28 protein-coding genes and 1 pseudogene are annotated in these 25,733 nt (G+C 68.0%); 13 read left to right on the top strand and 16 right to left on the bottom strand.

Annotated elements, in window-relative coordinates:
• Positions 1-26 precede the first annotated feature (26 nt).
• The 6 genes from argS to rho all read left to right on the top strand — a co-directional run bounded on the left by argS (position 27) and on the right by rho (position 8,639).
• The gene (gene argS, locus BLR21_RS24960; RefSeq protein WP_090008812.1) at positions 27-1,655 is read left to right on the top strand and encodes an arginine--tRNA ligase; all 1,629 of its coding nucleotides are present in this window, start codon (positions 27-29) and stop codon (positions 1,653-1,655) included.
• Positions 1,655-3,073 (top strand): diaminopimelate decarboxylase, encoded by a 1,419-nt coding sequence (gene lysA / locus BLR21_RS24955; RefSeq protein WP_090008867.1) that lies wholly within the window; start codon positions 1,655-1,657, stop codon positions 3,071-3,073. The genes argS and lysA overlap by 1 nt, the downstream gene beginning before the upstream one ends.
• On the top strand, positions 3,070-4,371 hold the full coding sequence (locus BLR21_RS24950) for a homoserine dehydrogenase (RefSeq protein ID WP_090008810.1): 1,302 nt from the start codon (positions 3,070-3,072) through the stop codon (positions 4,369-4,371). The genes lysA and BLR21_RS24950 overlap by 4 nt, the downstream gene beginning before the upstream one ends.
• Complete coding sequence (gene thrC / locus BLR21_RS24945; protein ID WP_090008808.1) at positions 4,368-5,420, top strand: threonine synthase; 1,053 nt, start codon at positions 4,368-4,370, stop codon at positions 5,418-5,420. The genes BLR21_RS24950 and thrC overlap by 4 nt, the downstream gene beginning before the upstream one ends.
• Positions 5,417-6,271, top strand: coding sequence for a homoserine kinase (gene thrB / locus BLR21_RS24940; protein ID WP_090008806.1), 855 nt, complete (start codon positions 5,417-5,419; stop codon positions 6,269-6,271). Before thrC ends, thrB begins: the two co-directional genes overlap by 4 nt.
• Before the next feature lie 319 nt (positions 6,272-6,590).
• Positions 6,591-8,639 carry a transcription termination factor Rho gene (gene rho / locus BLR21_RS24935; protein WP_090008804.1) on the top strand — a complete coding sequence of 683 codons (2,049 nt, stop codon included), beginning with the start codon at positions 6,591-6,593 and terminating at the stop codon, positions 8,637-8,639.
• 85 nt (positions 8,640-8,724) lie between these two features.
• On the opposite strand, the gene BLR21_RS42710 is transcribed toward rho, so the two are convergent.
• The gene (locus BLR21_RS42710; protein ID WP_176929777.1) at positions 8,725-9,111 is read right to left on the bottom strand and encodes a hypothetical protein; all 387 of its coding nucleotides are present in this window, start codon (positions 9,109-9,111) and stop codon (positions 8,725-8,727) included.
• A 243-nt stretch (positions 9,112-9,354) separates the two neighbouring features.
• Between BLR21_RS42710 and rpmE the strand changes: the two genes are divergently transcribed.
• From rpmE to prmC, 5 genes are all read left to right on the top strand, one after another.
• Complete coding sequence (rpmE, locus tag BLR21_RS24925; RefSeq protein ID WP_030480430.1) at positions 9,355-9,564, top strand: 50S ribosomal protein L31; 210 nt, start codon at positions 9,355-9,357, stop codon at positions 9,562-9,564.
• A gap of 85 nt (positions 9,565-9,649) precedes the next feature.
• Positions 9,650-10,714, top strand: coding sequence for a peptide chain release factor 1 (gene prfA, locus BLR21_RS24920; protein WP_090008799.1), 1,065 nt, complete (start codon positions 9,650-9,652; stop codon positions 10,712-10,714).
• A 22-nt stretch (positions 10,715-10,736) separates the two neighbouring features.
• Positions 10,737-11,945, top strand: coding sequence for an acyl-CoA thioester hydrolase/BAAT C-terminal domain-containing protein (locus BLR21_RS24915; protein ID WP_090008797.1), 1,209 nt, complete (start codon positions 10,737-10,739; stop codon positions 11,943-11,945).
• 11 nt (positions 11,946-11,956) lie between these two features.
• Positions 11,957-13,342, top strand: a complete 1,386-nt coding sequence (gene lpdA / locus BLR21_RS24910; RefSeq protein ID WP_090008796.1) for a dihydrolipoyl dehydrogenase — start codon at positions 11,957-11,959, stop codon at positions 13,340-13,342.
• 20 nt (positions 13,343-13,362) lie between these two features.
• On the top strand, positions 13,363-14,229 hold the full coding sequence (gene prmC / locus BLR21_RS24905; RefSeq protein WP_090008865.1) for a peptide chain release factor N(5)-glutamine methyltransferase: 867 nt from the start codon (positions 13,363-13,365) through the stop codon (positions 14,227-14,229).
• A 4-nt stretch (positions 14,230-14,233) separates the two neighbouring features.
• Here the strand turns inward: prmC and BLR21_RS24900 are convergent, their stop codons facing one another.
• From BLR21_RS24900 to BLR21_RS42700, 15 genes and pseudogenes are all read right to left on the bottom strand, one after another.
• Positions 14,234-14,557, bottom strand: coding sequence for a hypothetical protein (locus BLR21_RS24900; protein ID WP_090008793.1), 324 nt, complete (start codon positions 14,555-14,557; stop codon positions 14,234-14,236).
• Positions 14,554-16,224 carry a hypothetical protein gene (locus tag BLR21_RS24895; RefSeq protein WP_143027865.1) on the bottom strand — a complete coding sequence of 557 codons (1,671 nt, stop codon included), beginning with the start codon at positions 16,222-16,224 and terminating at the stop codon, positions 14,554-14,556. The genes BLR21_RS24900 and BLR21_RS24895 overlap by 4 nt, the downstream gene beginning before the upstream one ends.
• 385 nt (positions 16,225-16,609) lie before the next feature.
• On the bottom strand, positions 16,610-17,233 hold the full coding sequence (locus BLR21_RS24890; RefSeq protein ID WP_143027864.1) for a hypothetical protein: 624 nt from the start codon (positions 17,231-17,233) through the stop codon (positions 16,610-16,612).
• Positions 17,230-18,471, bottom strand: a complete 1,242-nt coding sequence (locus BLR21_RS24885; RefSeq protein ID WP_090008787.1) for a hypothetical protein — start codon at positions 18,469-18,471, stop codon at positions 17,230-17,232. Before BLR21_RS24885 ends, BLR21_RS24890 begins: the two co-directional genes overlap by 4 nt.
• A complete protein-coding gene (locus tag BLR21_RS24880; protein WP_090008785.1) occupies positions 18,468-18,770 on the bottom strand; it encodes a type VII secretion target in 303 nt (100 codons plus the stop codon). The genes BLR21_RS24885 and BLR21_RS24880 overlap by 4 nt, the downstream gene beginning before the upstream one ends.
• Entirely contained in the window at positions 18,767-19,252 is a 486-nt protein-coding gene (locus BLR21_RS24875) for a YbaB/EbfC family nucleoid-associated protein (RefSeq protein WP_090008783.1), read from the bottom strand. Before BLR21_RS24875 ends, BLR21_RS24880 begins: the two co-directional genes overlap by 4 nt.
• Entirely contained in the window at positions 19,249-20,001 is a 753-nt protein-coding gene (locus tag BLR21_RS24870; protein ID WP_090008781.1) for an ESX secretion-associated protein EspG, read from the bottom strand. Before BLR21_RS24870 ends, BLR21_RS24875 begins: the two co-directional genes overlap by 4 nt.
• Positions 19,998-21,245 (bottom strand): hypothetical protein, encoded by a 1,248-nt coding sequence (locus tag BLR21_RS24865; RefSeq protein WP_143027863.1) that lies wholly within the window; start codon positions 21,243-21,245, stop codon positions 19,998-20,000. Before BLR21_RS24865 ends, BLR21_RS24870 begins: the two co-directional genes overlap by 4 nt.
• Before the next feature lie 22 nt (positions 21,246-21,267).
• Positions 21,268-21,804, bottom strand: coding sequence for a DUF3558 family protein (locus BLR21_RS24860; RefSeq protein ID WP_090008777.1), 537 nt, complete (start codon positions 21,802-21,804; stop codon positions 21,268-21,270).
• Entirely contained in the window at positions 21,804-22,229 is a 426-nt protein-coding gene (locus BLR21_RS24855) for a type VII secretion target (RefSeq protein ID WP_176929776.1), read from the bottom strand. The genes BLR21_RS24860 and BLR21_RS24855 overlap by 1 nt, the downstream gene beginning before the upstream one ends.
• A gap of 100 nt (positions 22,230-22,329) precedes the next feature.
• Positions 22,330-22,503 (bottom strand): DUF397 domain-containing protein, encoded by a 174-nt coding sequence (locus BLR21_RS24850; protein WP_090008773.1) that lies wholly within the window; start codon positions 22,501-22,503, stop codon positions 22,330-22,332.
• Positions 22,434-22,921, bottom strand: a pseudogene (locus BLR21_RS44715) (DUF5753 domain-containing protein). Before BLR21_RS44715 ends, BLR21_RS24850 begins: the two are co-directional and overlap by 70 nt.
• Positions 22,888-23,406, bottom strand: a complete 519-nt coding sequence (locus tag BLR21_RS24840) for a hypothetical protein (RefSeq protein ID WP_090008768.1) — start codon at positions 23,404-23,406, stop codon at positions 22,888-22,890. Before BLR21_RS24840 ends, BLR21_RS44715 begins: the two are co-directional and overlap by 34 nt.
• Positions 23,406-23,543, bottom strand: coding sequence for a hypothetical protein (locus BLR21_RS42705; RefSeq protein WP_176929775.1), 138 nt, complete (start codon positions 23,541-23,543; stop codon positions 23,406-23,408). Before BLR21_RS42705 ends, BLR21_RS24840 begins: the two co-directional genes overlap by 1 nt.
• Positions 23,544-23,566: 23 nt before the next feature.
• Complete coding sequence (locus BLR21_RS42700; RefSeq protein ID WP_176929774.1) at positions 23,567-23,713, bottom strand: hypothetical protein; 147 nt, start codon at positions 23,711-23,713, stop codon at positions 23,567-23,569.
• Positions 23,714-23,847: 134 nt separating this feature from the next.
• Between BLR21_RS42700 and BLR21_RS24835 the strand changes: the two genes are divergently transcribed.
• On the top strand, positions 23,848-24,498 hold the full coding sequence (locus BLR21_RS24835) for an L-threonylcarbamoyladenylate synthase (protein WP_090008766.1): 651 nt from the start codon (positions 23,848-23,850) through the stop codon (positions 24,496-24,498).
• 81 nt (positions 24,499-24,579) lie between these two features.
• On the top strand, positions 24,580-25,716 hold the full coding sequence (locus BLR21_RS24830) for a glycosyltransferase family 4 protein (protein ID WP_090008764.1): 1,137 nt from the start codon (positions 24,580-24,582) through the stop codon (positions 25,714-25,716).
• Positions 25,717-25,733: the final 17 nt, after the last annotated feature.

Below are 25,733 nucleotides of genomic sequence, written 5' to 3'. Positions count from 1 at the left end.
ACAACGCTTCTCTAGACTCTCTGGGCGTGACTCCTGAAGTGCTCGCCGATCTGGTCCGGACCACGGTTGCCCGCCTGCTGGCCGACCGGCGTCTGGACGCCTCTGCTCTGCCTGAGCAGGTGACGGTCGAGCGACCCAGGAACCCCGAGCACGGCGACTACGCCACGAACATCGCGCTTCAGCTCGCCAAGAAGGCGGGCGTCGCGCCCCGTGAGTTCGCGACGTGGCTCGCCGAGGCCCTGCTCGCTCAGGACGCCATCGCCAAGGCCGATGTGGCCGGTCCCGGCTTCCTGAACCTCACCATCGCGACCGAGGCGCAGGGCGCGATCGTTCGTGCGGCCCTGGAGGCCGGGTACGGCACCGGCCCCGAGCTCGGCGGCAAGCGGATCAACCTGGAGTTCGTCTCCGCGAACCCCACCGGCCCCATCCACCTCGGTGGCGCCCGCTGGGCGGCCGTCGGTGACGCGCTGGGCAGGGTCCTGCAGGCCCGCGGCGCCGAGGTCACCCGCGAGTACTACTTCAACGACGCCGGCGCGCAGATCGACAGGTTCGTCCGGTCGCTGATCGCCGCCGCGAAGGGCGAGCCCGCCCCCGAGGACGGCTACGCGGGCACGTACGTCAGCGACATCGCCGCCGAGGTGCTTCGCCGCGAGCCGGGAGCGTTGAGCGACCCGGAGACCGTGCGCAGGATCGGCGTCGGGCTCATGTTCGAGGAGATCAAGAGCAGCCTGCACGACTTCGGCACCGACTTCGACGTCTACTTCCACGAGGACTCGCTGCACCAGAGCGGCCGCGTGGAAGAGGCGATCTCGAAGCTCAAGGCGAACGGCTCGCTGTACGAGAAGGACGGCGCCTGGTGGCTGCGGTCCACGGACTTCGGTGACGACAAGGACCGCGTCGTCATCAAGAGCGACGGAAACCCGGCGTACATCGCGGGCGACATCGCGTACCTCGTCGACAAGCGCGGCCGCGGCTTCGACCTGTGCATCTACATGCTCGGCGCGGACCACCACGGCTACATCGCGCGTCTGAAGGCCGCCGCGTCCGCACTGGGCGACGACCCGGACAGCGTCGAGGTGCTGATCGGCCAGCTCGTGAACCTCGTCAGCGACGGCCAGCCCGTCCGGATGAGCAAACGCGCGGGCACCGTCATCACGATGGAGGACCTGGTCGACGTGGTCGGGGTGGACGCCGCCCGCTACGCCATGATCCGGTCGAGCGTCGACTCCGGCCTCGACATCGACCTCGACCTGCTGCGCAAACACAGCAACGAGAACCCGGTCTACTACGTGCAGTACGCCCACGCGCGCACGTCGTCGATCCTGCGCAACGCCGCTGATCTCGGCATCACCCCGGGTGAGGACTTCGCGCTGCTCACCCACGAGCGCGAGGGCGACCTCATCCGCACCATCGGCGAGTTCCCGCGAGTGGTGGCCACCGCCGCCGAGCTGCGTGAACCGCACCGCGTCGCCCGCTACCTCGAAGAGCTCGCGGGCACGTACCACCGCTTCCAGCAGGACTGCCGCGTCCTTCCGCGCGGCGATGAGGAGACGACTCCGTTGCACCAGGTCAGGCTTCAGCTCGTCAACGCGACCAGGCGCGTGTTCGCCGCGGGCCTCGGTCTGCTCGGCGTGACCGCCCCGGAGCGCATGTGATGCGCGCGCATCCGGCCGGACCCCGGCACGCCGACGTCATGGCCTCCGGCACCACCGCAGGCGACCGCCCTGCCAACGCCGGCCAGCTCGACTATCTGCACCCGACCGTGTGGCCGCGCAACGCCAAGCGCACCGACGCGGGTGTCGTGGAGCTGGCGGGCGTGGACGTGCGCGGGCTCGCCGAGCAGTACGGCACCCCGTTGTTCGTCATGGACGAGCAGGACTTCCGCGCGCGCTGCCGCGAGCACGCCGAGGCGTTCGGCGACCCGACGCTCGTGCACTACGCCTCGAAGGCGTTCCTGAGCGTGCAGGTCGCGAAGTGGGTGGCCGAAGAGGGCCTCTCGATCGACGTCTGCAGCGGCGGCGAACTCGCCATCGCGCTGCGCGCCGACTTCCCGGCCGAGCGCATCGCGTTGCACGGCAACAACAAGAGCGTTCCCGAACTGATCGCGGCCGTCGAGGCGGGCGTCGGCGGGATCGTGCTCGACTCGTACCACGAGATCGCGCGCCTCGACCAGGTCGCGCGCGACCGCGGTGTGGTGCAGAAGGTGCTGATCCGCGTGACGGTCGGCGTCGAGGCGCACACGCACGAGTTCATCGCGACCGCGCACGAGGACCAGAAGTTCGGCTTCTCGCTGTCCTCCGGCGACGCGGCCGAGGCCGTACGACGTGTGCTGAAGGCCAGCGGGCTCGAGCTCGTCGGCCTGCACAGCCACATCGGCTCGCAGATCTTCGACGCGTCCGGCTTCGAGGTCGCCGCGCGCCGCGTGATCGGCCTGCTCGCCGAGATCCGCGCCGAGCACGGAGAGGTCCCGTCACTGGACGTCGTCGACCTCGGCGGCGGTCTCGGCATCGCCTACACGCCGGACGACGACCCGCCCCCGCCCGCCGAGCTCGCGCGGCAGCTGCACAACATCGTGCAGAAGGAGTGCGAGCACAACGGCCTGAGCATGCCTCGCATCGCGGTCGAGCCCGGCCGCGCGATCGTCGGTCCCGGCACGGTCACCGTGTACGAGGTCGGCACGATCAAGGACATCGAGCTCGACGGTGGCGCGCGGCGCCGGTACGTCAGCGTCGACGGCGGCATGAGCGACAACATCCGCACTGCCCTGTACGACGCGGTCTACGACTGCAAGCTCGTTTCGCGCGCCTCCGAGCCCGAGTCGAGGGCCGTGCTGTGTCGTGTGGTGGGCAAGCACTGCGAGTCCGGCGACATCGTGGTGCGCGACTGCTGGCTGCCCGACGACCTGGCGCCGGGGGACCTGGTTGCGATCGCTGCCACAGGGGCCTACTGCTACTCGATGGCGAGCGGGTACAACCGACTTCCACGGCCCGCGCTCGCCGCGGTGACCGATGGAGAGGCGCGGCTGCTGCTGCGTCGCGAGACCGAGGACGACCTGTTCCGTCTGGAGGTATGAAAGCCGTGAAACCGATTCGGGTCGCCTTGCTGGGATGTGGCACGGTGGGCACGGAGGTAGTCCGGCTGCTGACGGACCAGGCCGATGACCTCACCCAGCGCATCGGTGCGCCGGTTGAGCTCGTGGGCATCGCCGTGCGCAGGCCGAACAAACACCGTGAAGTACCGGAGCACCTGCTCACCACGGACGCCGAGGCGCTCGTGAAGTCGGCCGACGTGGACGTCATCGTCGAGGTCATCGGCGGTATCGACCCCACGCGCGGCCTGCTGCTGGAGGCGTTGCGGCGCGGCAAGTCCGTCGTGACGGCGAACAAGGCACTGCTCGCCGAGCACGGCCCCGACCTGTTCGAGGCAGCCGACGCGTCCGGTGCGGACCTCTACTTCGAGGCCGCCGTCGCCGGCGCGATCCCGTTGCTGCGCCCGTTGCGGGAATCCCTTGCGGGAGACCGGATCACGCGCGTCATGGGCATCGTGAACGGCACGACGAACTTCATCCTGTCCGCGATGGACGCCACGGGTGCCGGGTACAGCGAGACGCTCGAGGAGGCCTCGCGGCTCGGTTACGCCGAGGCCGACCCGACCGCGGACGTCGACGGGTTCGACGCCGCGTCGAAGGCCGCGATCCTTGCGTCCCTTGCGTTCCACACGCGCGTGACGGCGTCGGACGTCTACCGCGAGGGCATCCGCGCGGTGTCCGCGGCGGACATCGCGGCGGCCAAGGGCCTCGGCCGGACGGTGAAGCTGCTCGCGATCTGCGAGCGCGTGACCAGTCCGTCCGGTCAGGAGTCAGTCGCCGTTCGAGTGCACCCGGCGATGATCCCCAGGACGCATCCGCTGGCGAGCGTCAACGGCGCGTTCAACGCGGTGTTCGTCGAGGCCGACGCGGCGGGGGAGATGATGTTCTACGGGCAGGGTGCCGGTGGCGCCCCCACGGCGAGCGCGGTCGTCGGCGACCTGGTCGCTGTGGCGCGCAACATGGTCGCGAGCGGGCACGGTCCGCGCGAGTCCGCCTACGCCGCGCTTTCCGCGCAGCCCATGGGGAACACGCCCACCCGCTACCACATCAGCCTCGACGTGGCGGACAAGCCCGGTGTCCTCTCGCAGGTCGCCGCGGTCTTCGCCGAGCACGACGTGAGCATCGCTGCGGTGCGCCAGGAGGGCCGCGTCGAGGACGCCAGCCTGGTGATCGTCACGCACGCGGCTACCGACGCCGCGTTGCGGTCCACTGTGGACAAAATCGGTGGCCTCCCCGTGGTGCGGGACGTCGTCAGCGTCATGAGGGTGGAGGGCGAAGAGTGAGTGCTTCGAGAGCAGGCTGGCCCGGTCTCATCAACGCCTACAGGGATCGCATCGAGATCCCGGAGGGCGCCGAGGTCGTGACGCTGCACGAGGGCGGCACGCCGCTGGTGCACGCTCGGAGGCTCTCCGAGGCGACCGGGTCCGACGTCTGGGTCAAGGTCGAGGGCGCGAACCCGACCGGCTCGTTCAAGGACCGCGGCATGACCGTGGCGATGACGTACGCGCTCGCCTCCGGCCTGAAGGCGGTCATCTGCGCCTCCACCGGCAACACGTCGGCGTCCGCCGCGGCCTACGCGGCCAAGGCGGGCCTGACGGCGGCCGTGCTGGTGCCCAGCGGCAAGATCGCGATGGGCAAGCTCGCGCAGGCCGTCATGCACGGCGCGCGGATCCTGCAGATCGACGGCAACTTCGACGACTGCCTGGAGCTGGCGTCGAAGACCGCGGCCGAGTACCCGGTCACGCTGGTGAACTCGGTCAACCCGGTGCGCCTCGTCGGCCAGCAGACCGCCGCGTGGGAGGTCTGCGACGTGCTCGGCCAGGCGCCGGACGTGCACTGCCTGCCCGTCGGCAACGCGGGCAACATCACCGCGTACTGGAAGGGCTACACGTCGTACGACCAGGGTCTGCCGCGCATGTTCGGCTTCCAGGCCGCGGGCGCCGCTCCGCTGGTCAGCGGTCAGCCGGTCCCGAACCCGGAGACCATCGCGACCGCGATCCGGATCGGTTCGCCGGCGTCGTGGACGGGCGCGGTCAACGCCCGGGACGAGTCCGGCGGCCTGATCGACGCCGTCACCGACGAGCAGATCCTCAGCGCGTACCGGCTGCTGGCCTCGTCCGAGGGCATCTTCGTCGAGCCCGCGTCGGCCGCGTCCATCGCCGGTCTGCTGAAGACCGCCGAGGACGGCAGGCTGCCGAAGGGCTCCACCGTTGTGTGCACCGTCACGGGCCACGGTCTGAAGGACCCCGACACGGCACTGCTCGGCACCACCGAGGTCGAGCCGGTCCCGGTCGACCCCGGCGCCGTCGCGCACGCGCTGGAGCTGGCGTGAGGTTCCTCGTCTCCGTCCCCGCGTCGACCGCGAACCTCGGCTCGGGGTTCGACGCGCTGGGCCTGGCGCTCGGCATGTACGACGACGTGGAGGTGGCCGGCGGCGACGGTGTCGACGGCCTCTCCATCACCGTGGACGGTGCCGGAGCAGGTGAGGTCCCGCTCGACGAGACCCACCTCGTCGTGCGGGCCGTCCGCGCCACCGGCTACACCGGTGGCCTGGCCCTGAGGTGCCGCAACACCATCCCGCACGCGCGGGGACTGGGCTCGTCGGCCGCCGCGATCGTGGCGGGTGTCGTAGCCGGATTCACCCTGCAGGGTCGCGAGCCGGACACGGCAGCGTTGCAAATTGCCGCCGAGTTCGAGGGGCACGCGGACAACGCGGCCGCCTCCCTGTTCGGCGGCGTCGTCGTCGCGTGGTCCGAAGGAGAGCGCTACCGCGCTGTCCGGATGGACGCGGACGCACGCGTGCGTCCGGTCGTCCTGATCCCGTCGCAGGAGTCGTCCACCAAGACGACGCGGGGCCTCCTCCCCGCCGAAGTGCCGCACGCGGACGCCGCGCACGCCGCCGGGCGGGCAGCCCTGGCGGTGCACGCGCTGACGTCCGATCCGTCGGTTCTCCTTGCGGCGACTGAGGATCGACTCCACCAGAACTACCGCGAGCCCGCCTGGCCGGACACCGTTCGGGTGATCAACGATCTTCGCAAGCTGGGAGTTCCCGCCTGCGTGAGCGGAGCGGGACCCACCGTGATCGCCTTCGGTGATCTTCCGGCCGAGGTCGACACGCACGGCTTCGACGTGCGCAGACTCGACGTCGACGCCGCCGGCGTGCGCGTTCGTCCATTGGACTGACACACCCGACCCCGGTTGTTGCATGCCGGGGGACCGGCGTCTACCCTCGGGGGCGATCAGTCACTGCGCGCACGGGCGCCGGTGTCGCGCTCGGACATTCGTTCCGGGTCGCAATCCTTTTGTGTTCCGGCTCTGTGCCGTGCGGGCGGGGCGGACGCAAAGAGGCACCCGATCGCCGTGTGATCTGAGCAAAGTCCCGTGCTTGAGGGAAGCCGTCGTGCTTCCGTCTTCATCGGACTTGACCGCCGTTCCCCGCTGAAGTGGGAAGGCGGGTCCGCTGGGCCGCGTAGGAGGCGGGGCCTGGTCAGGAAGGACTTGTGTGACCAACACCGATTTGCTGAGCAGCGAAGTCGCAGCTGCCGCTGGTTCTGGAGCCGAGGAGAACGCTCTGTCCACCCCATCGAACGGCACGACGCCGCGCCGCCGCGCGGGTCTGTCCGGCATGGTGCTCGCTGAGTTGCGCGAGCTCGCCGGTCAAATGGGCATCACCGGAACCGCAGGCCTGCGCAAGGGCGACCTGATCGCGGCCATCAAGGAGAAGCAGGGCTCCGGAGCCCCGGCGAAAGCCGAGAAGCCCGCGAAGACCGAGAAGGTCGCCGCGAAGGCCGAGGCACCCGCGGAGAAGCCCGCCGTTGCCAAGGTGACCGAGAAGGTCACCGAAAAGCCTGTTCAGCAGCAGCTCGAGGTAGCGGAGAAGCCCGCTGCCGCCGAGTCCGGCGCGTCTGACGACTCCCGCTCGTCCGAGGACGGGGGGCGCCGTGGAAACCGTCGCCGCCGTTCCGGCCGTGGCGGTGGCAACGCCGAGGGCGAGAGCCAGCCGCAGCAGGAGCAGCGTTCCGAGCGTCCTGAGCGGACCGATCGCCCCGAGCGCGCTGACCGTGCTGAGCGCACCGACCGTGCCGAGCGCACCGACCGGCCGGAGCGTGCTGAGCGCCCCGAGCGCGGCGAGCGTCAGGACCGGGGAGAGCGCCAGGACCGTGGCGAGCGCAGCGAGCGTTCCGACCGTGGCGACCGCAACGAGCGCGGCGGCCGTGACCGCAACCGCGACCGCGGCGAGCGTTCCGACCGCGGTGACCGTGGCGGCGACCGCCAGGGTGGCGGCCAGCCCGACGGTGACGACGACGGTGGCCGCCGTGGCCGCTTCCGCGACCGCCGCCGTCGCGGTGGCCGTGGCGACGAGCAGGGTGGCGGCGGTCGTGTCGACCGCGAGACCGAGGTCCGCGACGACGACGTCCTGCTGCCGGTCGCAGGCATCCTGGACGTGCTGGAGAACTACGCGTTCGTCCGCACCTCCGGCTACCTCGCCGGCTCGAACGACGTCTACGTCTCGCTCTCGCTCGTCCGCAAGTACGGCCTGCGCCGTGGCGACGCCCTCACCGGCGCCGTCCGCCAGCCGCGCGACGGGGAGCAGCAGCGCCAGAAGTTCAACCCGCTGGTCCGCGTCGACAAGATCAACGGCCTGGACCCGGAAGAGGCGCGCAACCGCCCGGACTTCACCAAGCTGACGCCGCTCTACCCGAACGAGCGTCTGCGCCTGGAGACCGAGCCGCACATCCTCACCACCCGTGTCATCGACCTGGTGATGCCGATCGGCAAGGGCCAGCGCGCCCTCGTCGTGTCGCCTCCGAAGGCCGGTAAGACCTCGGTGCTGCAGTCGATCGCGAACGCGATCACGACGAACAACCCCGAGTGCCACCTCATGGTGGTGCTGGTGGACGAGCGTCCGGAAGAGGTCACCGACATGCAGCGCTCGGTGAAGGGTGAGGTCATCGCCTCCACCTTCGACCGGCCGCCGTCGGACCACACGACCATCTCCGAGCTCGCGATCGAGCGGGCGAAGCGCCTGGTCGAGATGGGCCACGACGTCGTCGTGCTGCTCGACTCGATCACGCGTCTGGGTCGTGCGTACAACCTGGCGGCACCGGCCTCCGGCCGCATCCTGTCCGGTGGTGTCGACTCGACCGCGCTGTACCCGCCGAAGCGCTTCCTCGGTGCGGCTCGCAACATCGAGGGCGGCGGCTCGCTGACCGTCATCGCCACCGCGCTGGTCGAGACCGGTTCCGCCGGCGACTCGGTGATCTTCGAAGAGTTCAAGGGCACGGGTAACGCCGAGCTCAAGCTCGACCGGAAGATCGCCGACAAGCGGACGTTCCCGGCCGTGGACGTCGACTCGTCGGGCACCCGCAAGGAAGAGCTGCTGCTCTCGCCGGACGAGATGGCCGTCACGCACAAGCTGCGCCGGGTGCTCCACGCGCTCGACGGTCAGCAGGCGATCGACCTGCTGCTCGACCGGCTGCGGAAGTCGCGTACCAACATCGAGTTCCTGATGCAGGTCGCGAAGACGACGCCCGGTGCCGAGCAGGACTGACGCCGTGTGAGTTTCACGTGAAAAAGCCTCCGCTGCAGGTCAGCGGGGGCTTTTTTGCGCTCTTCACTCGAATGCCGCGCCGGCCTCAGCGGCAGCCGGCGGCCTGACGGTTCTCGTCGCTCTGCGCCAGCAGCTGGAACACCAGCACCAGCAGCACCGGCACCCCCACCGCCATCGCGGCCAGCGCGGGTACCTCCATCGCGCCCACCACGACTCCCAGCGCCAGCACCGCGGCCAGGTAGGGCCACCGCAGCCAGATACGTTGCCACCGCCGCCCCCACCGCACCCCGCCGGAGACGGCGGCGGCCACGGCCACCCCGGCCCCCGACACGACCGGTGACAGCGGCACCGTGGTCCAGGAAGCAGTGAGCAGCCCTGCCGACCCCATCAGGCCGAACACGGCGGCGGAGAAGAGGAACGGCACTGCCAGCCACATGTGCTGGTTCATCGGCCGCTCAGCGGTGCAGAACACGGCACACAGTCTGATGGACACCGACCAACAACACGGAGCCGTATCTGGTCGAGCGGCGACACCTTGCGCCGAACGGCGTATCGCGGAGGTTAAGCGGTTGTGACTTAAGCCACCGATCAGCCTTGGGAACAACCGCGTTTTTGCACGTGTTGAACGGTCTGGCAAACTAAATGGTCGAGTCCGGCTCCGGTTCACCCGTTCACCAAGAGGGACCCGGCGGCCATCCTTGAAAGGGACAAGATCTTGAAGACTGGCATCCACCCCGAGTACACCCCCACCGAAGTGACCTGCAGCTGCGGGAACACGTTCACGACGCGCAGCACCTCGGCTTCCGAGGTTCGCGTCGAAATGTGCTCCAACTGCCACCCGTTCTACACGGGCAAGCAGCGCATCCTGGACACCGGCGGTCGCGTGGCGCGCTTCGAGGCGCGTTACGGCAAGCGCAACAAGTAGCTGCTTTCACGGCGCCTGACCTCGGCCTTCCGGCCGGGGCGGGCGCCGTCGCCGTTTCCAGGGAAACCCAACGAAAGCAGGAGACGTGTCGCAGTCGCTGGCCAGCTTGCTCGCTGAGTACGACGAGCTGGAGAAGAAGCTCGCCGATCCCTCCGTGCACGCTGACCAGACGGGGGCGCGCAAGCTCGGCAAGCGGTACGCCGCGCTCGGGCCCATCGTGCAGACGGCGCGGAAGATCGAGCAGGCCAAGAGCGATCTGGAGGCGGCCAGGGAGCTCGCCGCCGAGGACCGGTCCTTCCAGGAGGAGGTCGAGCAGATCGAGGAGCAGCTTCCCAAGCTGGAGGAGAAGCTCAACGAGCTGCTGCTGCCGCGTGACCCGCACGACGGCGACGACGTGCTGCTGGAGATCAAGTCCGGTGAGGGTGGCGAGGAGTCCGCGCTGTTCGCCGGGGACCTGCTGCGCATGTACACGCGCTACGCGGAGCGACAGGGGTGGAAGGTCGAGCTGCTCGACGGCACCGACTCCGACCTGGGCGGGTTCAAGGACGTCACCGTCTCCATCAGGGCCAAGACCGCGGTGCCGGACGGGGTGTGGAGCCGGCTGAAGTGGGAAGGCGGCGTGCACCGCGTGCAGCGCGTGCCCGTCACCGAGTCGCAGGGGCGCATCCACACGTCGGCCGCCGGTGTCCTCGTCTTTCCGGAGACCGAGGAGACCGCCGCCGTCGAGATCGACGAGAAGGACCTGCGGATCGACGTCTACCGGTCGTCCGGCAAGGGCGGCCAGTCGGTCAACACCACCGACTCCGCGGTCCGCATCACGCACCTGCCCACCGGCATCGTCACGTCCTGCCAGAACGAGCGCAGCCAGCTGCAGAACAAGGCTCGCGCCATGCAGGTGCTGCAGAGCCGGCTGGTCGCCCTCGCCGAGGAGCAGAAGGCGCAGGAGCAGTCGGACGCGCGGCGCACCCAGATCCGCACCGTCGACCGCAGTGAACGGGTGAGGACCTACAACTTCCCCGAATCACGCATCTCCGATCACCGGGTTGGGTACAAAGCGCATAACCTGGACCAGGTGCTCGACGGTGACCTGGACGCGGTGGTGGACGCACTGGCCGCCGCTGACCGGGCAGAACGGCTCGCAGGCGGGTAATCCGACGTGAGAGGGGCGCGTTGTGGCCGAGATCCTGGTTAGTCCGCAGACAGCGCCCCTCGACCAGCCGGTCGACGTGATCGTCGCCGGGCTGAAACCCGGCCAAGCGATCACCGTGCAGCTTTCCACCGGTGATCGCGCCTCTCGTGCGGTGTTCGAGGCTGACGACCGTGGAGTCGTAGACCTCACACGGCACGCACCGGCCGATGGCAGCTATCGCGGCGTCGACCCGATGGGGCTGTTCTGGTCGTTGGAGCGCACCGGCGGCAAGGCCGGCCCCACCGTGCTCTCGGTCGAGGGCGTGGGGGACCGCGTGCTCGAACGGCAGTCCGTCCCCGACGGCGTCGAGCGGCTGGAGGTCCGGGAGAACGGTCTGGTCGGCACTCTGTTTGCCCCTGAGGACGACGGAGGCGACCTGCCGGGCGTCATCGTGCTCGGCGGGTCCGAGGGCGGCCTTCAGGAGACTGACGCGGCGTTGCTGGCCGCGCACGGGTTCGTCACGTTCGCGCTCGGCTACTTCGGCCTGAAGGGCCTGCCGGAGCACCTCGTCGACGTGCCGCTCGAGTACTTCGGCAAGGCCATCGACTACCTGTCCGAACGCGCGGGCGAGATCGGTGTCGTCGGCGGATCGCGCGGCGGTGAGCTGGCGTTGCTCGTCGGCGCCACGTTCTCACAGGTGAGGGCGGTGGTGAGCGTGGTCGGCAGCGGTGTGGTGACGCAGGGCATCGGGCCCGGCGGCAACCTGCTGCAGAAGCTTTCATACGAGGCGGCGTCGTGGACTCTCAAGGGCGAGCCGCTGCCGTATCTGCCCTACGAGATCGGCGACGAGCTGCGCGCGCGGATCGTCAACGGCGAACCGGTGCCGCTCAGGCTCGCGTTCAGCACGGAGGACGGCATCCCGGAGGACACCGAGATACCCGTCGAACGGATCGCCGGGGGTGTGTTGCTCATCTCGTCCGGACAGGACGACGGGTGGCCCAGCGCCGAGCTCAGCGAGGTCGCGTTACGGCGGTTGAAGGACCACGAGCACCCGTTCCCGTACGAGCACGTCGTGTATCCCGAGGCAGGACACCTGATCGCGGGTCCACCGCACCGGCCGGCCACCGACGTGACCTATCCGGGGCCTGGCGTCACCTTCTCGGGTGGTGGTGCTCCGCAGGCCACCGCACGTGCTCGCGCGAACGCCTGGAAACGGACGGTTGAGTTCTTGCGAGAGCAGCTCGGGAGCTAGGTTGTGTGCTTATGAGCGCACACTTTGATGTCGTCGTCGTGGGTGCGGGTCCGGGCGGCTACGTCGCCGCGATCCGTGCGGCTCAGCTCGGGCTGAAGACCGCCATCGTGGAGGAGAAGTACTGGGGCGGTGTCTGCCTGAACGTGGGCTGCATCCCGTCGAAGGCTCTTCTGCGCAACGCTGAGCTGGCGCACCTCTTCACGCACGAGCAGAAGACGTTCGGCATCAAGGTCGACGGCACCGTCAGCTTCGACTACAGCGCGGCGTGGCAGCGCAGCCGCAAGGTCGCGGACGGGCGCGTCAAGGGCGTGCACTTCCTCATGAAGAAGAACGGCATCACCGAGTACAACGGGTGGGCCAGCTTCACCGACGACCACACGCTGACCGTCGGGGACGAGACGATCACGTTCGGCCACGCGATCATCGCCGTGGGCGCCACGACCCGGATGCTGCCGAACACGCAGAAGTCCGACCGCGTCGTGACCTACGAAGAGCAGATCATGACCGAGGACCTGCCCGAGTCGATCATCATCGCCGGTGCGGGCGCGATCGGTGTCGAGTTCGCCTACGTCATGCACAACTACGGCGTGAAGGTCACCATCGTCGAGTTCCTCGACCGGATGGTGCCGCTCGAGGACGAAGAGGTGTCCGCCGAGCTCTTCAAGCGCTACAAGAAGCTGGGCGTCGACGTGCGCGTCGGCACGCGTGTCGAGTCGATCGACGAGTCGGGCCCGAAGGTCCGCGTCACCGTGTCGAAGAACGGCGCCGAGGAGGTTCTCGAGGCCGACAAGGTCATGCAGGCCATCGGGTTCGTGCCGCGCGTCGAGGGCTATGGCCTCGAGAAGACCGGCGTGAAGCTGACCGAGCGCGGCGCGATCGACATCGACGGCCGTGGCCGCACCAACGTGCCGCACATCTTCGCCATCGGTGACGTCACCGCGAAGCTGATGCTCGCGCACACCGCCGAGGCCATGGGCGTCATCGCCTCGGAGACCATCGCGGGTGCCGAGACGATGGAGCTCGACTACGTGATGATCCCGCGGGCGACGTTCTGCCAGCCGCAGATCGCCTCCTTCGGCTACACCGAGAAGCAGGCGCGCGAGAAGGGTTACGACGTCCAGGTCGCGAAGTTCCCGTTCACCGCGAACGGCAAGGCGCACGGCCTCGCCGAGCCCGGCGGGTTCGTCAAGCTGATCAGCGACGGCAAGCACGGCGAGCTGCTCGGTGGCCACATCATCGGCCCCGAGGCGACCGAGTTGCTGCCCGAGCTCACGCTGGCGCAGCAGTGGGACCTCACCGTCCACGAGGTTGCGCGCAACGTCCACGCTCACCCGACCCTGAGCGAGGCCGTCAAGGAAGCGGTGCACGGCCTGGCCGGGCACATGATCAACTTCTGAGGTAGTTTTCTCATCTGATGATGAACCGGCAACCGCTCCGCCTCGCCGTCTCCGAGGCGGCCAAGATCCTCGCCGACGCGGGTGTGGACAGTCCGCGCGTCGACGCGGAGTACCTGGCCGCGCACGTGCTCGGGGTCGAGCGCGGGCGGTTGCCGCTCATCCCGCTGGTCGATCCGTCGGTGATCGACCAGCTGCACAAGCTCGTGCGGGTGCGCGCCTCGCGCATTCCGTTGCAGCACATCCTCGGCTGGGCGCCGATGGGCACCATCTCCGTCGAGGTCGGGCCCGGTGTGTTCGTGCCGCGGCCCGAGACCGAGCTGCTGATGGAGTGGGGCCTGAAGTCTTTGGCCGGCGTTTCTTCGCCCGTGGTCGTGGATCTCTGCACGGGAACGGGCGCGCTGGCGTTGTCGATCGCGGCCGCCCGGCCGGACGCCGTGGTGCACGCGGTGGAGATCGACCCGCAGGCGCTGTCGTGGACGCGGCGCAACGCCGACGCGCGCGTGGCCGCCGGGGACACGCCGATCCGGCTGCACTCGGGTGACGCCACCGATCCGTCGCTGCTGTCCGATTTGGACGGTCTGGTGGATCTCGTGGTGTGCAACCCGCCTTACGTGCCGGAAGGAACTCCGGTGCAGCCCGAGGTGGGCGTGCACGATCCGCACCACGCGGTGTTCTCGGGTGCCGACGGGCTGGACGTGATCCGGCACGTCGTGCGGGCTGCCGCGCGGTGGCTGAAGCCCGGTGGGTCCGTCGGGATCGAGCACGACGACACGCAGGGGGAGTCCGTGCCGGCGCTGCTGGCCGCGCGCCGGGTACTCACGGAGGCGACCGACCACGCCGACCTCGCGGGGCGGCCGAGGTTCGCGACCGCCCGCAAGGTCGGTTAGCGGGTCAGAACAGGGCGTCGAAGGCCTTCGAGAGGTCCTTCACCTGCTCGCCCAGGCCGCGGTCCGACAGCTTGTCCATCAGGTGGACCGCGACGTCCTTGCTCGGCTGGGGTTTGCGGGCTTCGGCGCGGAGATCGTCCACCGCCTCGATCGCGGACGTGGCCGCCTGGGCCTGGTTCAGGTCCTCGCGCAGCTCGTCGAGCAGCCGCAGCACGGTGCTCACGTCCCTGATGTGTCCGATGTGGACGTCCCCGGTCCTGGCCCGTCCGCTGGTGCCGACGTTGCTGCCGATCACCGGTCCCTGGATCTCGAAGTCGCGGTCGTTCATGAGCCTCCCTTGCCGACGCTCGCCTTGCCCGTGCGTGCCTTGCCCGACGTGCCGATGTTGCTGGAGATCACCGGCCCGGTGATGTGCACGTTGTTGCTCGTCACCTGCATGGCCTGCTCCATGAACTCGGTGACCGAGATGCCCTTGCTCTCCAGGAACTCGCCGAGCGTGCGCAGCAGCCGTGACTCCAGCACCTTGATGTAGCGCTCGACGTCGGTGAGCTGGAAGTAGTTGTCGACCTGGCTCCTGCTCGCGAGTTCGCGCAGGCTGTTGCTGGCGCCGTAGCGTTCCGCGACGTACGTGCCCTCTGCTTGATGAATCGGGTTCATCCAGCCGACCGCCGTGGCGAACCGCTTCGGTATCGACGCCGGGAACTTCAGCAGGTCCACGATCGCCTCGGCGAACGGCCGCAGCGACTGCGCCGGCAGCACGTCGATCTTGCGGTGCTCGGAGTTGATCGGGTGCAGGATGCACGGCGTCCACTCGACGTAGAGCATCTCGTCGTCGAGCCCGAACGTCAGGTACGCGGAGATCACGACGTCGCGGTCCCACGTTTCGACCTGGAACGAGCGGAAGTAGCGCATCCACTCCATCGGCCTGGCGATCAGTTCGTCCACAACGGACCGGCTGACCGTGGCTTCGGGTGAATAATCCTTGTCGGGCAACACGATCCGTGCTTCGGCGTCGTCGATGTGGTCGATCAGTTCGACCGAGGAGATGACGACGCGGTCGCCGGTCCTGAGGGCGCGCAGCCGATGGCCAGGCGAGAGCGACGGCGAACGGCCCGTCTTGACCAGCTCGCTCGTGATGCGTTCGTACAGCTCCTGGAGGGCGAATCCGGGCAGCGGCGCGTCCATCGTCTCCTCGCCGGGCTTGAGGGGCAGCGCCATGGACCACGGTTCGAACATCGTGCCGGAGCCGACGAACGGCCGATAGCCGTGGTAGACGATCACCTGCGCGCCGTCCGCGTCGTCAGACTCGTCGTTCTCCTCGATCGGGTAAAGCGCGAGCGCTTCGGCGTAGCTCGCGTGCCCAAGCCCCCGGAACACCCACTCGTTGCGCCACAGCTCCGCCTCGCCCCTGCTGGTGCGGAAACCGGCGCGCCGGAAGCTCTTCGTGACCAGCAGCCACGTCACGACCCGATCCGCGAGCAGCACCGCGAAGATCAGCGCGATCGCGATGATCAACGCCGCGACCGCGCCGCCGCTGCTCTCCGTCGCGCACTCCTCGTACCTGGGCCTGCAGTACTCGGTGGAGGCGGCGAGCTCGTCCATGAGCTTGTACAGCACGAAGAAGAGCGCGATCACGCTGACGATCGAGCCGAGCACGGCCGGCCCGCGCTCCGTGACCACCCGCCGCGGCCGCGTGAACGCCACGCGCGCCCCGGTCCCGACCGCCGCGATCGCCGCGACCACCAGCCACGCCGTGAGGAACGTCCCGCCGGCGGCGAACAGCGCCACCAGCGCCAGCACCAGCAACACCCCGTCGCGCACCTTGCGCCGCGTACGTGCCGCCACCGCCTCCCGCAACACCGCGCCGGAGTTGACGCCAGGCGAACGCGGAATCGACCGCGTGGCCTCCACGAGGTACTCGCGAATGGCGGAATCCGCGAACTCCTCGTCGCGGTGAGCGGCTCCGCAGAGGAAGCGCGTCGTGTCGTCGCGCAACTTCGGAGAATCGTTTCCCGTCGCCGGCGCGGGAGTTGACATCGTCCTGTCCACTTTCTGTCATTGAATCGGGTGCTCTGTGTTTGTGCTGGTCAGGGACATGGTAAGACAACAACACCACGTAATTGAACTCTGGTGGTGGAACAATAGTCGTTCCTGATCGGAATGGAGTGAAGACGACGGAAACACGCATTGTCAATGCGCCGAACGAGGGCAAATTACTCGCTTGCCGGGCGCGTCGTGAAGTCGGGCGGAGTGGCCAAATCCTGGCCAAAAACACGACGTTCGGTCACGTTGGGGCCAAATGGTCGTATGTTCGGCGCGGGGAGGGCACGCGGTCACGCGCTACGAGGATCCGCCGCCTCGCGCGTGACCGCGTGTGCGCCTACAGGAAGTCCTTGTCGAGATTGCGTGGTGCCGCCGGTTTGCCCGGCTTCCAGCGGCGCCGTTTCAAGACGACCAGCACGAAGGCCACGCCCACGGCCGCGCCGACGGGCACAAGGACATTGCGCCACCACGTCAGCTCGCTCGGCTCGAGCACCCTGACGACCCCGGTTCGATCGATGACCAGGTCGACACGATCACCTGGCTTGCGTAGCTCGTCCTGACTGGGCGGGAAGTGGCTCGGAACCTTCTGCGAGCCGCAATTGACGTCGTTGCTGAAGGAAGTCGGCGACCTGCTGCTGGTGTGCCTGTTCACCGAGATCACCTCGCAGCCTGAGATCTGGTCACCGAACGCCGTCAGCCACAGAGAGTGACCGCCGACGACAGTCAGCCCCGTCACGACCAGCACCGCGAGCGGGGCGGCCAGGAGGCCGGTCGACTTCGGCCGAAGCTTCAGCATTGCGAAGCCGGCCAAGAAGACGCAGACGATCCCGATGGGCACGACGATGAGCGGCGCCAGGCCCGGCATGGCCGTCAGGAAGCCGGAGACGAACCCGGCGAGCAGCGAGAGAGCCAGCAGCATCGCGAACCGTCGTCGGTGCGGAGGTGTTGCGGTCGCGCTCATAGGTCCAGGTAACCCTGCTGCCGTTCGAAAGCCGGTTTCTGGTCCTTCTCGACGCCCTCCAGCTGCAACTCGTCCTGCTTGGACGCTTCCCGCAGGACATCGGCGCCGAGCTTGATCTGGTAACCGCCATCCAGGACGTTCGGCACCGAGTGCGGGGTGACGGAACCGTCAGCCTTGGTGATCGGCTTGAACGGTGTGTAGGCGTCGACGGCGTCCTGCTGCCACGGTTTGGACGGAGCCTTCTCGCTGTAGGGGTCCTCGTACTTGTTCTTCCACGTGTTGCCGGCGTCCAGGTAGCCGTCCTTGAGCTCTCGGCCGCCCTGCTTGAGCTTTTCGAACGCCTCCCCAGCAGTGGGACGCGACTGTCCCCAGTCCTCCAGTCGCGTGCCGGCGTCGCTCACCGCGTCCGCCTTCGGCGTCCGGGGCACGCTCGGTGCGTCCACCGTCCGGCCGCCTCCCTTGCCGAACCGCGCGAGCTGCGCCAGCACGTCGCCAAGCTTCGCGAAGAGGGTCTTGAGCCTGCCCGCGATCCTCGTGATGACCCTCATGAGCTTGGCGATCTGCTGGGTGATCTTGCTGAGCACGATGGCGCCGCGTCCGACGGCCCATGCCGAGAAGGCCGCGATCGAGCTGCCCAGTGAGACATATGAAGAAGCAAGAGCGATGATCGCGTTGCGGATGACCTCGTAGATGAACATGGCAACCAGATCACGGAGCATGCCGCGCACCGCTGCCGTGATGGTGCCTGCTGTCGCGATCTGCTCGCCCACCGCCGCGCACGACCTGCTGACCGCGGTGATCTCGTCGGCGAGCCTGCCCTGGCTCGACCGGAAACGCTCGGCCGCGGCCTCCTGCCAGGAGCTGATCTGGCTCTGCACCGCCGTGTTCTGCTCTTCCGCGATCTGCGCGATCGCGGTCGACACCTGGTTCCACGTGCCGACCGCGGCCTTGATCTTGTCGCCGTTGCCCGCGAGCCAGTCCAGCGGTTCACGCAGGAAGCTGAGGTGCTCTATAAGCCAGCCGATGCCCGCGGTCGCCAGCGCTCCGACCGGATCCATGAACACGCCGAGCGCGTCGAGGCCCAGGGCGGCGACGTTGAGCCCCAGTTCGGCGGCGTCCCCTTCACCGAGTCTGCCCATCGAGTCGACGGTCTGGGCGAGGGACTCGAACATCCCGGCACCGGCGAAGTTCGCAGGGTCGCTCCACTGATCGCCGCCCTTGAGGTCCGTGAAGGTCACCGAGAGCCTCCAAAGCGCCCGCGGTTGGCGTCCTCGCTCTGCTCGTAGAACAACGCGGTGGTTTTGGTGTTCTCGGCGGCGTCGCCGACACCGTCGGCCAGCTTGCGGATGGCCTCGACAGTCTTGTGCGCCGCGTCTTCGGCGTCGTTGGCGAAGAACTGCAACAGAACGCCGAACGTGTCGCCACCAAGATCCACGCCGGAAGCCTTGTCCGCAGCGGCTTCCAGTGCTTGCTGGCGGGTGAGCTGGTCTTTGGCGAACGAGTGCAGCTCACTCGGATTGACCTGGAAGCCGGTCATCGGAGCACGCTCCCGAAGCCGTCCTCGTCGTCATCGGCGGGCCGCTGCGGACGGGGCCTCGGTGCAGGCTTCTGCGCCGGGTCGTTCCACGAGACCTCGCGCATGACCTGACCCTCTTCGGGTGGTGGTGGCGGTTCCTCTTCCTCCGGCTGCGGGATGAAGCTGCGCAGGAAGTCCATCGCCTCGGTGCCGCCGAACTCGGGCTCCACAATGGACGCGACCTGCTCGGCGGCCTGGATCTGGGCCTTCTGCACGGTCTGCATCACGAGCTGGCTCAGTTGCACGTGCGTCAGGCGCATCGCGACAGGTGAGAACTCGATGTGCTGCAACGCGCCGTTCGGTGCGATCTTGACTGTCACCGCCTCGTTGGGGGAGGTGATGGTGCTGCCGGCGTGCTGGATCTGTTCCTGCATCTGGTGCGAGCGTTGCTGGAGTTGCTGGGCCTTGGACTCCAGGTCCGCGATCATCTGTTCCGGATTCATCGCTCGCTCGTCATCGCCAGAACCTGTCCGAGGTGTCGTGCCAGACCCACGTTGTCGGCGGGGGTGATCGTGAACCAGCCCTTGCGGGTCTCGACGTTGGCGTAGCGGCCCTGGCTGGTGTCGATCCACGTGACGGGCGGGAAGTCGCGGATGGTGCGGCCCTGGCCCAGCTGAACGAGGAAGTGGCCGTTGCCGATGGCGGGGCCGGTCAGCATCTGCTTGGCGATGCGAACCTCGTCGCTCTCCGCCGTGCGGACCGACTGCCGGAAGCCTTCCTGTTGCTGCGGCTGGTTTTCGAACGCCTGGCCGGGCACGGTCACGAGCTTGCCCGGCCCCGGCCTGCCTCGCGGCATGGCGTTCGCGAGGCAGGTGGCGATCTCGTTGGGCTGCACCAGACTCAACGTGATGCCGGTGTCCTCCTGGATCACCAGCACCGCGTAACCGCCGCGCGCGACCACACTGGCGCGGACGAGTTTCTGCTCGTTCATGTCCGGGATGCAGAGCGCGATGACACGGAGTTCGGGCCGCGCCAACAGGTTCAGCGCGTCCTCGAGATCAGGCTCCGGCCTGCCGCGCCGCGCGAGGTTCCGGCGTTCAAGGTCTGCGTGCACGGCGGCCTTGATGCGGGCGCGCTCGTCGAGCGTCTCGCCGTGCTGGCTGACGTCGAACGGGTACGGGATGCTTCCCGCCCGCAGGTCCTCCCAGAGGACCTCGAACGCGGGCAGGGAGAGCTGCGCGATCTGCTTCATCCGCCGATCACCGGCGGCGCGACCATGCGATCGTCGTCGAAGAACTCGTCGGTCGGGAGGAGGTAGTTGGACTTGTGCTCCTTGTCCTCCTCGCCCTGGCCCGCACCGGCGCCGGCTCCGGCACCCATGCCGCCGGCACCAGCCGCGCCACGTCCCGCGGCACCCGCACCCGCGCCTGCGCCGCCTGGGCCGTTGCCCATGACTCCGGTGCTGCCGCCGGGGGTGGCGGGGCCGAAGCTGCCCATGCCACGGCCGGAGCCCGCACCACCCATGCCGCCCGGACCCATACCGCCCGCGCCCATGCCGCGACCACCCGCGCCACCACCGGAACCGCCGCCTCCGGGGCCGCCGGGACGCATGCCCGGACCGCTACCAGGAGGTCGTCCTTGCAGACCGCCGCCGGGCGGCCGCATTCCGGGAGGCGGCAGCATGCCGGGCGGGGTGAACGGCGGCCGGTTCTGGCCGCCGGGGTTGTTCTGGTTGTTGCCGGGTTGCAGGGACGGGTCCTTGACCTGGGGCGCGACCCACGCGGCGTTTGTCGTGCCGTTGTTGGAGCCTGGAGGCATCGATGGCATGCCCGTGTTGCTGTTGTTGCTGAACCGCTGATTGGCGTTGACGTTGTTCAGGCTGCTCGTGCTCGTGCTGCTGCTCGTCTGCGTGACGCCCTGGTCCTGCGTGACCTGCGGAGTGGATTCCATGGTGGGCATGGACATCGCCGCGGACATCATCGTGTTGTCACGCGTCTGCATGACCTGAACGGCTTCGGCCTTCGCCTCTTGCTGTTCGTTGTGCTTGGAGAGCATCTCGAACGGTGCGCCCACCATGGCGGGCGGGAAGAGGATCGAAGGCGCGGCGTACTTCTTCATGATGTCCATCGGGCTGAAGCTGACCGGTTCGGGCATGCTGCGGTTCGCCTGCACCGCCGCGTCCCGCTGCTGCGCGATGGCACCGGAGGTGCGCACGAAACCCTCGCCGGTGTTGTCCGCGAACGTCCCCACCTTGTTGAGCGCAGCCCGAACCCCCTCGGCGGCCTTGCCCGTCCACGCCGACTGCGAGCCGTTGACCAGAATGCTGAAGTCGGTGGCCAGTTCCTTGAACCGCGACCCCAGTGCTCCCCAGGCATCGATCACCTGGTTCGCGGCGCTGGGGTCGTACTTCTCGGTGACCAGCTTCTTCATTTCTTCGTGCGGCTGGCCGGGATAGTTCGCGTTCGGATGTGGGACGGTGGGTTTGACGGGTGCCATGAGATTCCCCCCTCGGGCGGCGTTACGGGAGTTTCGGTGCGATCAGTTCGGCGGCCTTCGAGGACCGTTCGCAGGCGGCAGCGGTGTCCTCAGAGGTAAGGCCGATGTTGCCAATCACCACAACGGACGATGACTCGCTTACTGAGATTGCGATCGTGCAAAGGTGCTTTGCGCGGTCTGCAGCCTCAACCTTCTTCGCGTCATATTTGCCGACCTTGATGTCAGTGATCTTCTCACCGTCGAGACTCAGGTCTGCGACGCCGGTCTTCGTGCGGATGCCCGTACGAAGACCGCCAGCACCGCTCTTGGTCCAGTTACAGCCGTCTGAGCTGGCGACTTGCTCCGCCTTGCCTGGGGAGTTCAGTCCCAGGCTGGTCACTTCGGCTTCAGTGAGCAGATCGCACGGCTTGACCGCTTCCAGACCTGATGCCGAACTTGAGCCACTGGTCGGAGTTGCTTCGCCGGTCGTCGAAGTCGGCTTGGCGTCACCTGCTGTGCCGGTGCATCCGGCAGTGAGGGCCACGAGGCCGATCGCTGTGGCAATTAGGATGCGCTTCATTACTTCCCGTCGAGTTTCTTCAGTGCGTCGGCGCTTGATTGATCAACGGCCTGGTAGGACGCTCGACTCTTCTCAATCTGCGTCTTCAGGCTCTCAATCGCCTTGGCCATGTCTACGAGTGTCTTTTGGGCCGCTTGGCCGAAAGTGCGATTTCCCTGACTGATCGCTTCTGCGTAGCCGCCACCGAGCTTGGTGTCCATGCTGAGGTCGCCGGCGTTCATTGCGACGTTCTCGAGAGCGTCGCCCATCTCGGTCAGCTTTTTGATCATGGCGTCGACCAGTTGTGGGTCGACGGACAGTTGCTGGGTCTCCACGGCCACCGCGACGGCCCTGCCGGCGTCCATGATGGCGCTGAGGCCGCCCCCAAAGATGCTGTCCCACGCACCGCCTGCGACTTTGCCGCTTGTCACCACTTCTTCAGACACAGAAGCTCGACCCTCCCCGATTGCGCTCTGTGGTCGGCTGATGACCATACCGAAGCGCGTCCGTTCGGGGGATGCGTTGAACTACTTAACCCTGTTTGGGTTAAAACTTTGCCCTGGTCAGGAAGGCCTTGAACGCGCTAAGTGAGAACGAAAGCGCAGGTCCAGAGGGGTTCTTGGAGTCTCGTACGCCTGTGTGGGTGGTGGTCAACGCCACCTCGACGCAGTTCGCCTCGCTGCCGCTGTAGCTGCTCTTACGCCACTCCACCTGTCCCATCTGCGTGCGTACTCGGTGATCAGCCGCACCGATTCTGCCGCAGGCAACGCACGCTCGACCATCAGCCGAACGGCTCGCTCGTAGCGTTCGATTTCCTGGGGTTCCTCGAGGATCAGTACGGAGGTGAGGTTCTCCAGGAACAGACCTTGTGCCCGTTCGCCCGTTTGAGCAGCAAGAACGCGCCGTTCAAGCCCGCGTGCACGCCGGAGTTGGGGATCACTCGCAACGACATGTTCGTCAGCGCCGCCATCTCCGCGAGGTGGTCGAGCTGACGCTTCATCGTCGCGGGACCGCCAACTTGCCGGTTCAGCACGTGCTCGTCGATAAGGGCGGGCAGGCGGGTCGGCTCTGGCTCCTCAAGGATCGAACGTCGCTGAATGCGAATCACCAGCCTGGCATCGATTTCGTCTGCCGGCACCAGCTCGCATTCGTGTAGCAAGGCTCGCGTGTAGTCGGGTAGTTGGACCAGCCCGGGATGTTCGTGCGCTCGAAGTTGACGATGAACTGGAGGTTCGCGTTGTCGATCCGCAGGTCCAGCGAAGTTGTACGGCGTCTGATGGACTTCGACCTCGAGCGAGTTCCAGTTCGGCAGGCGGTAACGGCAGGCGCTGGCGGGGTCGAGCGACGTTGGCTGACGGCGGCCTCCAGTGGCACGTCACGGTCCAGGTAGTCGTGAGCCACGACCCAGCCGTCGTTGAGCGGAACGCCAAGCTGGGCGAGGTCGGTGATCGTGATCAACGAACACGCGTCGTACATCGGTGTGCCGCCGTAACTGGGTGGCGGGCCTTCGCCTGCGATCTGGCTCGTTGCTCGTCCCTGGACACTGAGGGTGTTCTCGGACAACAGGACGAGCATCGCGCTCGCGGCCACCAGTGTCAGCAGAAGACCGGGGAACCAGCGCATCAGCCGTCCTCAGTGGACTGAAGTGCGGTGCCGAGATCGCGGGCGAACTCGCCGACCTTGTCCAGGCCGGTACCGGGCCACGCGGTGGACAGCTCGATGATCTCCTCCCCGAGCTTGACGAGATCGGGTTCGGGCACAAAAGCCTCCAGTGGTCGAAAGCTCAGCCCACGCGGCGGAAGTTCCCGGCACTGATGTGCACGACCAGCCGTTCCAGCAGGTCCATCGGCATCGTGTCGGTGGACCAGGCGCAGAGGCACAACCGGCAGATGGCGTCCAACCGGTCAGGCGGCTCGAACGTGCCGAACATGGCAGTCACGGGATGTGGGCAAAGCACTCGCCAAGAAAGCCAGCCGCCCGGTCCACGGGGAAGGGGTTGCCCCTCGGGCAAAACCGACCAGGCCGGATGCGGAGAGATCGGCGGGGCTGGCTAGGCTCACCGGGGTGAGCACGGTCTACGACTGCAGCGAACCAGGCAATCGCGCGGCGGGACTCGCCGCTGCCGCCGGCGCGGTGCGGAGCGGGCGCCTTGTCGTCCTTCCCACCGACACCGTCTACGGGATCGGCTGCGACGCGTTCGACGCCGAAGCCGTCCGGAGTCTTCTCGACGCCAAGGGGCGCGGGCCCGACATGCCCGTGCCCGTGCTGGTCGGGTCCTGGACCACCATCGACGGGCTGGTTCTCAGCGTGCCGCGGCAGGCGCGGGCGCTCATCGAGGCTTTCTGGCCCGGTGGGCTGAGCATCGTGCTGCCCCACGCGCCGAGTCTGGCGTGGGATCTGGGGCAGACGCGCGGCACGGTCATGCTGCGCATGCCGTTGCACCCTGTCGCTCTGGAGTTGTTGCGCGACGTCGGTCCGATGGCCGTGTCCAGCGCCAACAGGACCGGGCACGCGCCGGCGTCCAGTGCGCAGGAGGCTCGTGACCAGCTCGGCGACGCGGTGCCCGTGTACCTCGACGGTGGACTGAGTGGCGAGAACGTCGCGTCGACCATCGTCGACCTCACCGGGCCCGACGCGCTGATCCTTCGCGAGGGTGCGGTCACCAAGGAAGATGTCAACGAGGTGCTCGGCATCGAGGTCGAGGTCGCTCGGTAGCGAGCGGCTGCCAGAATTGATCATGGTCGCCGCGAGTACCGTGGCGAGCACCCCGAACACCCCCGATTGATTGGTAGGCCCGTGGGGCCCGCATCCTCGTTCGTCCTTCCCGTGCGCGAGTACCTGCTCGTCGCGTTGATCGCTGCCGTCGTGACGTTCCTGCTCGTCGGCCTGGTGCGCGCGATGGCGTTCCGGCTCGGGGCGGTGGCCTATCCACGGCAACGGGACGTGCACGTGCAGCCGATGCCGCGGATGGGTGGTGTCGCCATCTATGGCGGCGTGCTCGCCGGCATGTTCGTGGCGCACCAGTTGCCGGTGCTGCGGGCGGCGTTCGACTTCTCCAATGACCCGTGGGGCGTCATCGTCGCGGGCGGCGTCATCGTGCTCGTGGGTGCGATCGACGACAGGTTCGAGCTCGACTCGCTCACCAAGCTCGCAGGTCAGGTCACGGCGGCGGGCATCCTCGTGCTGTTCGGCCTGCAGTGGATGATCGCGTGGGTGCCGTGGGACGGCGGCGCGACCATCTCGCTCGACCAGAACCAGGGCGCGTTGCTGACCGTGCTGCTCGCGGTCACCATGATCAACGCGATGAACTTCGTCGACGGCCTCGACGGACTCGCCGCCGGCATCGGCCTCATCGCCGCCGCCGCGACGGCCGCGTTCTCGATCGGTCTGCTGGTCGAACGCCAGGGTGCCGTCGAGGCCTACCCGCCGGCCCTGATCGCCGCCGTGCTGGCGGGTGCGTGCCTGGGCTTCCTGCCGCACAACTTCAACCCCGCGCGCATCTTCATGGGCGACTCGGGTTCCATGCTCATCGGCCTCATGCTCGCCGCCGCCACCACCAGCGCGTCAGGCAAGATCAACCAGGCCACCGGCAGCGCGGCCGATCTGCTCGGTCTGCTCTCGCCGCTGATCGTGGTCGCCGCGGTGCTGTTCGTGCCGCTGCTCGACCTGCTGATGGCCATCATCCGGCGCACCCGGCGTGGCGAGAGCCCGTTCTCCCCGGACAAGATGCACCTGCACCACCGGTTGCTGGAGATCGGGCACTCGCAACGACGCGCGGTGCTGCTCATCTACTTGTGGGCCGGCGTTTTGGCCTTCGGCGCGGTCGCGCTCACGCTGTTCGACCCGATCATCGTGGCCACGTGCTTCGTCATCGGGCTGATCGTGACGTTCGTGGTCTCCGTGATCCCACGGCTGCGGGAAGCCCGCAAGTAGGCGGAAATTGGTACGGC

Origin of the sequence: Lentzea albidocapillata subsp. violacea, assembly GCF_900100275.1 — a bacterium.
GTDB classification, from domain to species: domain Bacteria; phylum Actinomycetota; class Actinomycetes; order Mycobacteriales; family Pseudonocardiaceae; genus Lentzea; species Lentzea violacea.
This window is presented reverse-complemented; position numbering and strand designations above follow the sequence as displayed.